General features: G+C 44.5%; 12 protein-coding genes. All 12 read left to right on the forward strand.

Features of this window, described 5'->3' with window-relative positions:
* The first annotated feature begins 12 nt into the window (after positions 1-12).
* The 12 genes from rpsO to B2089_RS12060 all read left to right on the forward strand — a co-directional run bounded on the left by rpsO (position 13) and on the right by B2089_RS12060 (position 13391).
* The gene (gene rpsO / locus B2089_RS01195; RefSeq protein WP_296325688.1) at positions 13-282 is read left to right on the forward strand and encodes a 30S ribosomal protein S15; all 270 of its coding nucleotides are present in this window, start codon (positions 13-15) and stop codon (positions 280-282) included.
* A 16-nt stretch (positions 283-298) separates the two neighbouring features.
* Positions 299-2404, forward strand: coding sequence for a polyribonucleotide nucleotidyltransferase (pnp, locus tag B2089_RS01200; protein WP_296325686.1), 2106 nt, complete (start codon positions 299-301; stop codon positions 2402-2404).
* A 79-nt stretch (positions 2405-2483) separates the two neighbouring features.
* Complete coding sequence (gene dut, locus B2089_RS01205) at positions 2484-2936, forward strand: dUTP diphosphatase (RefSeq protein ID WP_296325685.1); 453 nt, start codon at positions 2484-2486, stop codon at positions 2934-2936.
* 348 nt (positions 2937-3284) lie between these two features.
* Complete coding sequence (locus tag B2089_RS01210; RefSeq protein WP_414717852.1) at positions 3285-4367, forward strand: LptF/LptG family permease; 1083 nt, start codon at positions 3285-3287, stop codon at positions 4365-4367.
* Entirely contained in the window at positions 4364-5434 is a 1071-nt protein-coding gene (locus B2089_RS01215) for an LptF/LptG family permease (RefSeq protein WP_296325681.1), read from the forward strand. The genes B2089_RS01210 and B2089_RS01215 overlap by 4 nt, the downstream gene beginning before the upstream one ends.
* A gap of 81 nt (positions 5435-5515) precedes the next feature.
* Positions 5516-6664, forward strand: coding sequence for a tRNA guanosine(34) transglycosylase Tgt (gene tgt, locus B2089_RS01220; RefSeq protein ID WP_296325679.1), 1149 nt, complete (start codon positions 5516-5518; stop codon positions 6662-6664).
* A gap of 17 nt (positions 6665-6681) precedes the next feature.
* The gene (locus B2089_RS01225; RefSeq protein ID WP_296325677.1) at positions 6682-8298 is read left to right on the forward strand and encodes a HEAT repeat domain-containing protein; all 1617 of its coding nucleotides are present in this window, start codon (positions 6682-6684) and stop codon (positions 8296-8298) included.
* 160 nt (positions 8299-8458) lie between these two features.
* Positions 8459-9781 (forward strand): hypothetical protein, encoded by a 1323-nt coding sequence (locus B2089_RS01230; RefSeq protein ID WP_296325675.1) that lies wholly within the window; start codon positions 8459-8461, stop codon positions 9779-9781.
* Between the two features lie 125 nt (positions 9782-9906).
* Entirely contained in the window at positions 9907-11739 is a 1833-nt protein-coding gene (locus B2089_RS01235; protein ID WP_296325673.1) for an ABC transporter permease, read from the forward strand.
* The gene (locus B2089_RS01240; protein WP_296685494.1) at positions 11739-12596 is read left to right on the forward strand and encodes an ATP-binding cassette domain-containing protein; all 858 of its coding nucleotides are present in this window, start codon (positions 11739-11741) and stop codon (positions 12594-12596) included. Before B2089_RS01235 ends, B2089_RS01240 begins: the two co-directional genes overlap by 1 nt.
* A complete protein-coding gene (locus B2089_RS12055) occupies positions 12589-12744 on the forward strand; it encodes a hypothetical protein (RefSeq protein ID WP_296685497.1) in 156 nt (51 codons plus the stop codon). Before B2089_RS01240 ends, B2089_RS12055 begins: the two co-directional genes overlap by 8 nt.
* Before the next feature lie 32 nt (positions 12745-12776).
* The gene (locus B2089_RS12060) at positions 12777-13391 is read left to right on the forward strand and encodes a hypothetical protein (protein WP_296685499.1); all 615 of its coding nucleotides are present in this window, start codon (positions 12777-12779) and stop codon (positions 13389-13391) included.
* Positions 13392-13394 lie beyond the last annotated feature (3 nt).

The raw sequence follows: 13394 nt of genomic DNA on the forward strand, positions 1-13394 counted from the left end.
AAGGAGTAAGTAATGGCACTTACAAAAGAAACAACAGCTGCTGTAGTCAGCAAATTCGGCGCAAACGAGGCCGACACAGGTAACACACGAGTTCAGATTGCTCTTCTCACTGAGCGAATCAAACAGCTCACAACACACACTCAGAACTTCCCGAAAGACACAAACTGCAAACGCGCTTTGCTCAAAGTCATCGGTGCTCGCCGCTCTCTTCTCAAATATCTCCAGAGAAAAGACCTCGAAGGCTACCGTGCACTTATCAAAGAACTCGGCCTCCGCAAATAAGTCTCGGAGGTGAGAAATGGCTATTAATCGAGTAACTTACAAAATCGGTAACGAAGAACTTATTCTCGAAACAGGAAAACTCGGCAAACAGGCTAACGGTTGTGTCTACGCTCAGTATGCTGGAGCCGCAATCGTTGCTACAGTTTGTTGTTCTTCTGAAGTAAAAGAAGGCTTGGACTTCGTTCCGGTAACAGTTGAATACAACGAAAAATACTATGCCGCCGGCAAAATCCCTGGCGGTTTCATCAAACGCGAAGGACGACCAAAGGACAAGGAAATCTTGGTTTCCCGCCTCATTGACCGACCTATGCGCCCTCTCTTTGAAGTAAGCTTTGGCCGTGAAATCCAGATTGTTCCGACTTGTGTTTCATCAGACGGAATCAATCCGCCGGATATTCTGGCTGTAATCGCTTCAAGTGCGGCAGTCTCAATTTCTGACATTCCTTTCCATGGCCCGGTTGCCGCTGCCCGCGTCGCTTACATTGACGGCGAGTATGTCATCAATCCGACATTCCAGCAGCAGGAAAAGGCTCAGCTTGAAATCGTAGTTGCCGGTACAAAAGACGGCTTTACTATGGTTGAGGGTGGCGCAAATGAAGTCTCAGAAGACATCATGCTTGGCGCTCTCGAAAAGGCTCAGGGCTTCATCACGGCAATGTGTGAACTCCAGGAGCAGCTTGTTGCTAAATGCGGCAAGGAAAAGCTTCCTCTCGCTCCTCTTAATGTTGAGCTTGAGAATAAAGAAGCAATTATTGCTGAGGCAACTCCTCTTCTCGAAAAGGCTTGTTTTCAGGACGGCAAAATGAACCGAGGAAAGGCAATTTCTGAGGTTAAAAAACAGGTCGTTGCAAATCACGCAGAGCAGCTTTCTGACGAAATCCAGAAAAAGCTCTTCGATGCTTGCTTCGATGACATTCAGTACAATTTGCTCCGTAAGTCAATCCTTGACAAAGGTTTGCGAATTGACGGACGCAAATGCAACGAAATCCGCCCAATTACTTGTGAGGTCAATGTCCTGCCGCGGCCACATGGCTCGGCTCTCTTCACTCGTGGCGAAACTCAGTCTCTGGCTGTCACCACTTTGGGAACTGCCCTTGACGCACAGGTTCTTGACGACATCGACGGAGAGCGAAGCGAAAACTTCATCCTCCACTACAACTTCCCGCCATATTCTGTTGGCGAGACTGGCCGCCTTACCACAGGCCGCCGCGAAATCGGTCACGGAAACTTGGCTCGCCGCTCGCTCGCTCCGATGATTCCTCCAATGTCAGAATTCCCCTACACAATCCGTGTGGTTTCTGAAATCTTGGAGTCAAACGGCTCATCTAGCCAGGCTTCAACCTGTGGCGGCTGTCTTTCACTCTTGGCAGCTGGCGTTCCAATGAAAAAGATGGTCGCTGGTATCGCAATGGGCTTGATTACAGAGCCAGAGGGCGACAATCCTTACGGCCGCTACGAGATTCTTTCTGACATTTTGGGTGAGGAAGATCACTTGGGCGACATGGACTTCAAGGTTGCCGGTACAAAAGACGGTATCACTGGTTTCCAGATGGACATCAAGATTGCCGGCGTTACCACTGAAATCATGAAAAAGGCTCTTGCTCAGGCAAAAGAAGGCCGCTTGCACATCCTGTCAATCATGGAGAAGTGCATCGATAAGCCTCAGCCAATCAGCCCCTTTGCACCGAAAATCCTCACCATGAAGATTGCTCCCGATAAGATCGGTGCTCTCATTGGTCCTGGCGGAAAGAACATTAAGGCTCTCTGCGCTCAGTACGGCGTTACAATCAACACTGAGGACGACGGAACTGTTCAGATTTACGGCAAAACCGGAAAATCTGCGGAAGAAGCAAAAATTGCTGTCAAAGGCATCTGTGAGGATCCTGAGGTCGGCGTAATTTACAACGGAACTGTCAAAAGAATCATGGAATTCGGCGCATTCGTTGAAATCTTGCCGGGAAAAGAAGGCCTCTGTCACATCTCAAAACTTTCTCGCGGTCGCGTAGAAAAGGTAACTGATGTGCTCAAAGAAGGCCAGCAGATTCCTGTTAAGCTCCTTGAAGTCGACAAGCAGGGTCGCCTTAATCTTTCTTACATCGACGCAATCGAAGCTCAGAAATAAAAGCTGATTTGCACCTGAAGTGCACCCCACAGAAATGTGGGGTTTTTTATTTTCCAATTCTAAGCTATAATTTAGAAATATGAGTATAACTAATAAAGTTGAGATTAAGTGTCTTGCTTCTCAGGGTGCAATTGTTCCTGAGTATAAGACAAGCGGGGCTGCAGGAGCCGATGTATGTGCCTATCTTTCTGAAGATGTCGTGATAAAAAAAGGCTGTCGCGCAATGATTCCCACTGGGCTTTGTTTTTCAATTCCTCAAGGTTTTGAAATTCAAGTTCGTCCTCGTTCAGGCTTGGCCGCGAAAAATGGCGTAACTGTTCTTAACACTCCCGGAACAATTGATTCAGATTACAGGGGCGAAGTAAAAGTCATACTTATCAATCTCGGAGATGAAGACTTTGTCGTTAAAAATGGTGACCGAATTGCGCAAATTGTAGTTGCTCCAGTGACCATCGGCTTATTCCAGCTTGTCTCTGAACTTGATGAGACTGAACGAGGAAGTGGCGGATTTGGCTCTACTGGTAAAAACTAAAACAAGATGCTGGGGATTATCTGGAAGCTGCTAGGCTTTCTTTCAGAAAAAAAAGCAGACTATCTCAAAAAAGTAAGGCGATTACGAGCTTTATATCCCGTAAAAAGAATTTTTGTCTCTATTATTTATTACCGAAGAACATGGCTTCGCAGTAATGCAAAAAAACAACTTGAGGAATACTGTCGCCTTATTGCTTTTAAATACAGTGAATTTAATTTTTTAAATACTGCAGCCCATTACCTGTCTTTATTTGCCAAAAAATGTCACCTTGAAAAGGCATCGCTCTATATCGGCGACTCGATGCAGGAAGATACTGGAATAAACAGGCATGTTTTTTTCAGATATATAATGAAAGAACTTTTTTTATATTTTTTTATTGCCTTTTTGTTCTTTTTTATGGTTTTTTTTGTTAATCAAATCCTTCTTGCCGCAAAGGATATTCTTGGAAAACATGTACATGTCGTGTATGTATTGCGCCTCATCGCTTATTCTCTTCCTATGGTTATTGCGCAGTCGGCGCCTTTTGCCACTCTTGTTGGATTCCTTATGTGTCTAGGTCGATTGGCTTCTGAAAATGAAATCCTTATTTTTAGGGCGAGCGGACTGAGTTATCGTATTATTTTCCGACCTGTTCTTATTCTTGGTTTTTTGATTTCTATTGCTTCTTTTTTTGTAAATGACTATCTTCTTCCGCTTGGAAAAATAAATTACAATAAATTGTATCGTTCGATTATCACATCAAATCCTGCGGTTGAACTTGAGCCCCATTCAATCAAAAGGACGAATGACAAGACCTTGGTTATCGGAGATGTTTCTGGTGAGAATGTCAGCGACCTTATTTTTTTTGATACAGATGAAGAGGGTGGTCAGCGGATAATTGTTGCGGATGATTCCCTTGTCAAAAAGTCAACGATTCCTGGCGTTCTCATGAGATTGCTGATGAATGATGCGAGTGTCCTTATGTTTGAAAAAAACAAAAAAAACAATTATGAAGTTCTTACTTCGCAGTCTGTCGAACTGAATATTTTTGAGTCTTCCCTTATGGAAAACGATCATATTATCATTCCTGGTGAGATGACCTCTTACGATTTATACAAGGAGATAAAAATTTTGCGTCAGGATTCTGAAGCCAGCGAAAAAAAGAAAAATCGTTATAATCTTGAAATGGCAAAAAAATTCTCCGTTCCATTTGGCTCGGTTTTCTTTGCCCTTTTGGCTATGCCTTTGGCCTTGATTTTTGGAAAACATAATGGGCAGACAATTGGGCTTATAATCGGTCTTTTTATTTCTGTTTTGTATTGGGCTGTTAGTATCGTAGGTCAAATTTTCAGTTCTAGAACTGGTATGTACGGAGTGTCTGTAATGTGGCTTCCGAATCTGATAATATTTTTTACCGGAATCATCTTTTATATGAGGCTGCTTCGTAAATGAAAATTGTTGAATATCTCTTTCGAAAAGTGATTCCTCTGTTTATAGGCGCCCTTGTTTTTTTTGCCCTTGTCCTTGTTCTGGTTGATTTAATGATGAATCTATGGAGTTTTATATCAAATGCTGTACCCGGAAAGACTGTTTTTCGGATTATGGCTTTGTATATTCCTAAGTGCCTGTGGTATGCGACTCCTATTGCCGTCCTTTTTGCCGTATCCTACACTTTAAGTGATTTGTATGCGAACAATGAGTTGATTGCTATTTTTGCATCGGGAATTTCTTTATTACGCTTCACAGCTCCCTTGCTTATCTTTGCTTTTTTAATGAGTTTTGCCCTTTTTTTCTTTGATGATAAAGTTGTCGTTCCTACTTATGCCAAAAAAACAGCTGAGCAGGAAATGGTTTTGAAAGGAGACAAGGATTTAAACAATGATAAAATCGTCATTCTTAGCGAGAATGGAAATGTTGCATACAAGGCTGAATATTACGATGACGATGCGAAAAAACTTATATCTCTTTTTGTTGTTTTAAGGAATACTGATAAGACTCTGAATGCTGTCATTCATGCGGATTCTGCCTCTTGGCGTGATGGAAAATGGATTTTATCTGGGGCTGTGCAATACAAAAAAAGTGATGATGGCATAAGGGCAGAACCTGTATCAGTTGAAAATCTTGAGCGACTTACGGAGGTTCCTGAAACTTTTCAAAATAATGTAATCAGTGTTGAGACGGTTGATTCTGCCACTGCGAAAGTCTATATCGAGCATTTGCAAAAATCAGGTTTGCCATTCGCAGAGCCACTAAGCCTTTACTACAAGAAATTTTCATTTCCTTTTATCCTGTTCATAGTCGTTTTTTTATCGGTTGGGTTGAGCGGTAAGACTCGGAAAAATGTTATGCTCACAAGTCTGGCTTTTTGTATAAGCGCGGCTGTTTTGTTTTATATCACGCAAATGATAACGATGCTGCTTGCAAAGTTTGAATATATATCTCCTTTTTCTGGTGCCTGGTTCCCTGTCTTCATGTTCATCATAATAGCGGCGGTATTTTTACGATATGCTAGAACTTAATTAAACATCATTTCTGGCACTTGACGACTAGTCTTCGTCCGCTCAATGACAGTCGCGGTCATTTATGATACAATTCTTCAAATGATTGAGAATATTTTTGAAATTAGGCACGAGTCTACTGACGGAAAAGCACGCACTGGAGTTTTGCATCTTCCTCACGGAGACGTGCAGACGCCGGTTTTTATGCCGGTGGGAACTAACGCTACTGTAAAGGCTCTTACAAAAGACGACCTTGAAGAAATCGGTTTTGAGATTATCCTGGCCAATACATATCATCTTTATTTGCGTCCGGGGCCGGACATCATCGAAGAGGCGGGGGGCTTGCACGGTTTTTCTGGCTGGAAAAGGAATTTCCTCACGGACTCCGGCGGCTTTCAGGTCTGGTCTCTCTCAAAATTGCGGAAAATCACCGAAGAGGGGGCTCTTTTCTCTTCAAACATTGACGGAAGCCGCCACATGTTCACACCGGAGCGGGTCGTTGACATTCAGGCCCAGTTCAATTCCGACATTCAGATGCAGCTTGATGTTTGCACTGGCTTCGGCGTTGACAAAAAAGAAGCCGTTCACGCCCTTGAAATCACCAAAAACTGGCTTCGACGGGCAAAAGAGGAATGGATTCGTAAGTGTGACATGGGCTACAAGGGCATTTTGCTTCCCATCGTGCAGGGAAACTTTTTCGAGGACCTGCGCATTCAGTCAGCCCAGTTCGTGAGCGAGATGAATCTTCCTGCAATAGCCATCGGAGGGCTTTCCGTCGGCGAGCCGCCAGAGCTTTTCGCCTCAATGCTTGACTTCACCGTGAACTACCTTCCCAAAGAAAAGGCAAAATATGTAATGGGAATCGGTACCCCGGACTATATCCTTGACGCCGTTCATTCTGGAATCGACATGTTTGACTGCGTTCTTCCCACCCGCAACGCCCGGAACGGAAGTTATTTCACTAGGGACGGAAATCTGCCGATAAAACAAGAGAGGTTCGCCCGTGATTTTTCACCAGTTGACCCTGAATGTAATTGTAAGGTCTGCAAAAACTACACGAGAGCCTATCTCCGCCATCTTTTTAAGTCACAGGAAATTTTGGGAAGCATGCTTGCAAGCTATCACAACCTTTATTTCCTTCACAATATGATGGCTGAAATCCGTAACGCTATCCAAGAAAACAGGTTTGAAGAATATAGAACGAATTTCTTGAAGCGATACCATTCCAATAAATGGAAACTAGCAAACTGAAAACGGGAAATGATTAAATGAAAAGAGCGGTTTTATTTTTGACAGGATTTTTTCTCATTGGAAGTGCTTTTGCACAGGAGGCTGATTTTGACGCTGTTTCCGGGGCGGATGCACCAGCGGAAGAGAGCGCAAAAAAATCTCTGGGCGAGAAACTTGCGGGGGTGAGCGATGTGCCTTCTGCAAAAAGACCAAAATCTCCTGACTCTGATAAAGTCGCTGAACTCAATAATACAGACCCCGAAGCCAATGAAAAAAACGGCGACATCCTAAAATTCGGTCTTGAAGAGGATATTTCTGAGCTTTTGGATACCATGACCAAAAACAAAGATGTCCGCTTTGTCAATGAAGTCTACGATTTGTTTCAGGAGACAAAATCCCTTGCCTTACGGGAAAAAATCCTCAATTATTTTAAAACTATCGAAGACCCCTGCCTTGAAGATTACGCCGTCATGGTTTTGAACGACCCTTATGACGAAAAATCTTCTACAGTAAATGCCTGTTTCTCTTACATTCAGATGGCAAAAACAAAAGAGGCTTCTCCTGCGGTTATCACTTTGCTTGAAAGCGACAATGAGGAATATTTTACCGGAGCTCTTGAGACTCTTGGAAAAATCGGCGGGGCGAATGAAGCCCTTTACATAACCGAATATCTGGAGCGGGATGATTTGACCGTTGCCCAGCGGCAGAGTCTTGTCCGCGTTTTGGGGCAGCTCCATGCCCTGGAGACCTATGACAAACTGGTGGAATATGCCGAAGATAAGGATGAAAATGCCTTTGTCCGCATGTACAGTGCCGAAGCAATCGGTGTAATGGAAAAGCCTGAGGCCGAGGAAGTCCTTGTTGATTTGTTTGAGGACGAGAATCCGAATCTAAGACAGTATGTGATTAAGGGAATCAAGCATTTTAAGAATAAAGAAGCTGATGATATTTTGATTCAGGGCTTGAAAGATTCTCACTACAAAGTCCGGCAGGAAGCAATCACTGCAATTAAAGAAAACGATGTCAAAACTGCCGATGAGTATTTAATCTATCGCGCTAAAAATGACCCGGTGCAGGTCGTCAAAAACGACTCTATCACCGCTCTTGCAAAGCTCAACACTTCAAAGGGAAATGAATATCTTCTTTCTCAGATTACCGAAAAGAAAGTTCCTGACGCACAGAAGTCCCGCGTGGCGAAAGTTCTCCTTGAAGAGGGGCGGGGCGTAAGTGAAATCGTTGCTCTTGCCCAAGAAACTGTCAAAGACGACAAACGAAAGCAGCTCCGTTACGCCTTGGGAAAAGAAATGGCAAAATACGAAAATTCTGCCTTCGCCGATGTTACCCTGGAATATCTTAAAAGCAAGGATAATTCTACCACAGGAACAGGCCTTGATATGTGGGCGAGAGGGCGTTATTCAAACTGTAATGATGAAGTGAATGCCCTGGCAGACAAAGCAGACCTTAACGCAAAAAATAAAAACCAGCTGGCAATCAAGGCTGCCCGCCTGCTTGGACGGGATTTGGACAAACAGACAGAAGCCAAAGACAAGGAGCGGGAAGAAGCTGATGCCGCCAAAAAAGCAAAAAAAGATACGAAAAAAACGCCGAAGCCAGAAGTAAGTGACCCTGGTGCGGGAATCGGTGACGCAAAGTAAGTTTTTTTTTCACTATTCCAAACTGTTTTTTAACAATTCCTTTTTTTTTGAGTGATTTTTTATTTGACAATTTGAATTTTCGTTTTAGAATAGAAATTGAACGAATAAATAATCTCCGGTTAAATTGCTGCTAATCGGACAAAATAAAGGAGGTATTATTTTGAAAAAATCACTTATTTGTTTAACTTTGGGCGCTTTGGCTATGCTGGGCATGTCATGCAACGAAAAAAAAGCTGCCGTTGCAGAAAAATCTGAGGTTCAGAAAATCATCGAGCAGGCAGAGACAATGTCTTTTGATGAGCTTTGTAAAAAGGCTATCGAAGAGTCAAAATCTGCAAAAATCAAGGGAATTGGTAACTCAAGCCGTGGTAAAACGGCTGGTGCTGCTTTCATCAATTACCTTAAATCCCTTGACGCTTCCTATGAAGGCACAATTGAGTGGTCTCAGCCAAAGAACAACTCAATCTTCACCACACTTTCTGTTGATTACAAGTCTACCAATCCTGAATATTTCATGACTTTGATTCAGGACGGAAATCAGATTCAGTCAAAGATGATGGATACGGGAATTCTCCGCACATTCATCCCGAAAGAGTGGGCAGAGGCAAACAAACTTTCAAAAGAGAATTATCCTGAACTCCTGTCACTGCAGACTCTGAACAAGGTCTTTATGTTCAACACTGTGGGCGGCGCTGATTTCAAGAACTGCTGGGATTTCGTCTACAATGGCGCAAAAGGTATGTACATGGATGTCAACTCAGAGCTTGTAGGAAAGAACTTCCTCTACATGCTTTCTTCTGACAAATACTCAACCTGGCTCAAAAACGCTTTCGATGCCTTGGATGCAGACAAAAAAGCCTTCTTCCAGCCAACAATCGACGAATGTGCTACTGTCGCAAAGAATTACGGCATCACTGGCGCAAACGCAAAATATGGTCTTGCCTGGACAAAACTCTGGGTTCAGAACTACAACGCTATGACTGATGACGGCCCAATCTGTAACGAGCTTGTCTCAAAATCTGCTGCCGGCGAATTTGCCCTCATTGTTTACTCAAAACTCCGCTCTGTCGCCGAGACAAACGAATCTTCTGTAAACAATGTTGCTGTTGCCGCTTACAACGACGGCTACAAAGGTATCGGCGGTTACGGATATTGCCACTACCTTGAAGTCATGGATTCTTCTCCATATCCGTGGACAGCATGTGCTTTCATCTCATTCATGGTAACAAAACTTGACGGATTTGCTGCATGGGGTAAAGATATGGGCGGTTACTCTGCTAACCCGATCCTTGCCGCTGAGAACGAGGCAAAATATCACCACAGCACAGCCGGTGGAAGTGACTTCCCTGTTAAGAACGACCGTGGTTTTGAATGGTGGTCAAGCGAGAAGGGCGGAGCTCTTGTAATCGAAGACCCGAAATATTGCGCGGAAGTCTCAATCGAGCTTGGTGACTGGATTGATTCACTTCGCGGCGGACGCTAATCTCTTATAAATCAACCCTGCCGTCTTTTTAGGCGGGGCTTTCGTCAGTATTCCCCGACTAGTTCGGGGAATCTTTTTATAATGCCGGCTTTATCGCGGCATTTCTTTCAACAAAAGGACGATACATGGCTCAGACGATAACTATGGCAAGACCCTATCTGTCGCAGCAGAGAATGAATCAAGTTAAGACTTTTTTCTCCAAGCCTCAGAATGTGATTTTGCTTCTCTTCGGTATTGTGCTTTCCATTACCACTATTGCGCCGATTGTCTATCTTGCAAAGGACACTGTTGCAGTTCATGCAGGAACAATTGACTCGGTGCGAACGGGCTTAAAGGAAGGCCAGTACACGCTCTACAACTGGATTGATTTGTTTACGGGAAAACTTGCCCGGATTAACCTTTGGCTTCCCTTGCTGAACACGGTTATCCTCGCGGTTTTGACTTGTTTTATTTCTATTGTATACGGCGGTGTTTTCGCTTACCTCGTAACGCGCACGAATCTCAAATTCAAGCAGTATTTGAGCTCGATTTTTATTTTCCCTTATATCATGCCTCAGTGGACTCTGGCAATGGTTTGGCGAAATGCTTTCAACTCGAATGCTGTCACTCACGGTGCAGACGGACTTTTAGCCTCGCTTTTTAACATTCACATGCCTCTTTGGTGGTGTCAGGGACTTTTCCCCAGTGCGGTGGTCCTTGGTCTTCACTATGCGCCTTTCGCTTACATTCTGATTGGCGGTATCTTCCGCAATATGGACGCAAACCTTGAGGAAGCGGCAACGATTCTCGACACGCCAAAATGGAAGAGTTTCCTTTGCGTTACCCTTCCGCTGGTAAAGCCTGCGATTCTCTCTACGATTCTTCTTGTTTTCGGAAGCGCCATGGGAAGTTACCCGGTTCCTCATTATTTGGGACTCACCACTCTTTCAACGAAATATGTGGCTTTGTCCAGCGCAAGGGCGGGAGAGGCCAGCATTATCGCCGTCATCATGATGATTTTCGGCGTGGCCATTCTCATGCTCAATCAGTCCAGCACTTCCAGCCGTAAGAATTACACCACGGTTACCGGAAAGTCAGGTCAGATTTCAAAGGCTAATCTTGGAAAGGTCGGAAAGTATGCAGTTGCCTGTATTTTTATCGTGCTCACTCTCCTTACCAGCATTTACCCCATTCTCTCTTTCGGCGTTGAGACTTTCCTTCCGAATCCTGGGGATTACAGCTTCTTGAAGACCGGGGATTTTTCTCATCTAACCACAAAATGGTGGACGACTTCGGACACTCAGGGCGAATACGGTCTTTTCGGTCAGCTGGGTATGCTTCACAATGTGCAGATTTGGAAAGCCTTTGCAGGTCAGCTTTATGTGGCCGTGGTTTGCGCTCTCTGCGCCGGCACTATCGGAACTCTGGTGGGATATGCGGTCAGTAAGCATCGCCGGAGCAAGGCCGCTGCCTATGTAAATTCCGTGGCCTTCCTTCCTTATCTTATGCCGTCTCTCTCGGTGGGCGTTGCCTTCCTCATTTTCGGAAAAGCTCTTTCCATCGGCGGAACTTTCCTTATCCTAATGCTCACTGGTACGGTCAAATACATTCCTTTTGCCAGCCGCGCTTCCCTAAATTCCATGCTGCAAATTTCAGGTGAAATCGAGGAAGCCGCCATCATTCAGGATATTCCCTGGGTAAAGCGAATGTTCGGAATCATCATACCAATTCAGAAAAGCACGATTATTTCAAGCTTCCTTCTTCCGTTCATGACTTGTCTGCGCGAGCTCACGCTCTTCATGCTGCTCTGCGACCAGTTCAAGATTATGACTACGGCAATGGACTATTTCGACGAGATGGGCTTGTATGCTTTCTCTAGCGGAATGAACTTGATTTTGATTGTCACAATCCTTATTTTCAATGCGCTCATCAACAAACTCACTGGTGCCAGCATTGATAAAGGTGTAGGAGGAAAATAATGCCACAGATAAAACTTACTAATGTTACGAAACGCTGGGGAAAATTCTACGGCGTAGATAGATTGAATCTTCTCATTGACGATAATGCTTTCGTCACCCTGCTTGGTCCTTCCGGCTGCGGTAAGACGACCACACTCCGCATGATTGCGGGCCTTGAGACTCCAACCAGCGGCCGAATCGAAATCGGTGATATGGTTGTTTACGACAGCGAGCAGGGAATCAACATTCCGGCAAACAAGCGAAAGGTCGGATTCTTGTTCCAGAACTATGCGCTCTGGCCGAACATGACTGTTTATAAAAATATTTCTTTCGGTCTTAGCAATATCTGTGAGGAACTTCCTGTTTACAACTGGGAGGCAAAAACTTCTGCAAGAATCGCTCAAATCTTGGAAAATCCTTCAAAAATTGTCGCTGTGATTGATGAGTCAAAGGACAAGAACGGCAAGATTGACGAGGAAAAGGCTCTGATGAAGCTCATTGATACATTCGAGATTTCAATGTTCAGTGCCAAAAAGATTTTTGCTATGGGGCTGCACAAAAGCGCGGACTCAATCGGAGTTGCAAAAGATCAGGCTGCAAGGCTCAAATCTAAGGTTGATTCGATTGTGACTGCCGAAAAGGCAAAGGGCTTTTCTTTCACTGATGAATGGCAGATTGTTCAGGACGGAAAGCCTTTGGTCAAGGAAAGAAAACTCACTGAAGAGGAAATTGACCTTGCCGTACGAAAAGTTTCTCGTGTCGTAAAAATCGGAATGTTCATGGACAGATATCCGGCTGAGCTTTCGGGCGGTCAGCAGCAGCGTGTTGCAATCGCACGAACTCTTGCCCCGGAGCCTAGCGTTCTCTTTCATGGATGAGCCTCTTTCAAACCTTGATGCAAAACTTCGTCTTGAAATGCGTTATGAATTGCAGCGACTTCACATTGAGACTGGAAGTACTTTTGTCTATGTAACTCACGACCAGATGGAAGCTATGACACTTGCTACAAAAATCTGCTCTGATTAACAACGGCGTTTTGCAGCAGTACGAGCCACCGCTTGCAGGTCTATAATCATCCGAACAATCTTTTTGTCGCGGACTTCGTTGGAAATCCTTCTATTAACTTCATCAATGCTAAGGGCGAGCAGGATTCCTCCGGCGCTCTCAAACTGAAAGTCTTCGACGGCGAGGAAATCACCTTCACGCCAAGCGGAAATTTCAGCCTGGCAGACTGGTACAAGAGCCGTGATGAGGGAATTGAGCAGGAAAAGGAAAAAGAGAGGCTTCTCTCCCAGGAAAAAGGCTATGTGGAAAAGGCCAACAAAGATGAAGTCTTTAAATACCCGGTTGCCCGCGTAAATGACGAGCAGGGCTTTGCCGAAAAAGAAGAGGCTGCCCTTTCAAACGGGGACTTCGTTCTCGGCGTTCGCCCTGAATTCATTCAGATTGGCGAAAAGGGCATGTTCAGCGCGGAAATTTGCGGTGCCATGCCGACCGGCCTTGAGTCAACAATTAAATTGAAGATAAAAGATTATCTTCTTACCAGCGTCGTCTTTGGCGGCGTAACCTTTGAGATTGGCTCAAAGCACGCGATAAACTTCACTGGCAGCAACATTCTGCTTTTTGACAGAAAGAGCGGAAAGTGCATCACCAGCGGAAGTTTGTCGAAGTAGGAT

It is taken from the genome of Treponema sp. UBA3813 (assembly GCA_002368605.1).
Lineage (GTDB): Bacteria > Spirochaetota > Spirochaetia > Treponematales > Treponemataceae > Treponema_D.

What these genes read in the sequence shown, in the direction of transcription:
- rpsO (WP_296325688.1), top strand. Translation starts at nt 13, where the DNA reads ATGGCACTTACAAAAGAAACAACAGCTGCTGTAGTCAGCAAATTCGGC.
- pnp (WP_296325686.1), top strand. Translation starts at nt 299, where the DNA reads ATGGCTATTAATCGAGTAACTTACAAAATCGGTAACGAAGAACTTATT.
- dut (WP_296325685.1), top strand. Translation starts at nt 2,484, where the DNA reads ATGAGTATAACTAATAAAGTTGAGATTAAGTGTCTTGCTTCTCAGGGT.
- B2089_RS01210 (WP_414717852.1), top strand. Translation starts at nt 3,285, where the DNA reads ATGAAAGAACTTTTTTTATATTTTTTTATTGCCTTTTTGTTCTTTTTT.
- B2089_RS01215 (WP_296325681.1), top strand. Translation starts at nt 4,364, where the DNA reads ATGAAAATTGTTGAATATCTCTTTCGAAAAGTGATTCCTCTGTTTATA.
- tgt (WP_296325679.1), top strand. Translation starts at nt 5,516, where the DNA reads ATGATTGAGAATATTTTTGAAATTAGGCACGAGTCTACTGACGGAAAA.
- B2089_RS01225 (WP_296325677.1), top strand. Translation starts at nt 6,682, where the DNA reads ATGAAAAGAGCGGTTTTATTTTTGACAGGATTTTTTCTCATTGGAAGT.
- B2089_RS01235 (WP_296325673.1), top strand. Translation starts at nt 9,907, where the DNA reads ATGGCTCAGACGATAACTATGGCAAGACCCTATCTGTCGCAGCAGAGA.
- B2089_RS01240 (WP_296685494.1), top strand. Translation starts at nt 11,739, where the DNA reads ATGCCACAGATAAAACTTACTAATGTTACGAAACGCTGGGGAAAATTC.
- B2089_RS12055 (WP_296685497.1), top strand. Translation starts at nt 12,589, where the DNA reads ATGGATGAGCCTCTTTCAAACCTTGATGCAAAACTTCGTCTTGAAATG.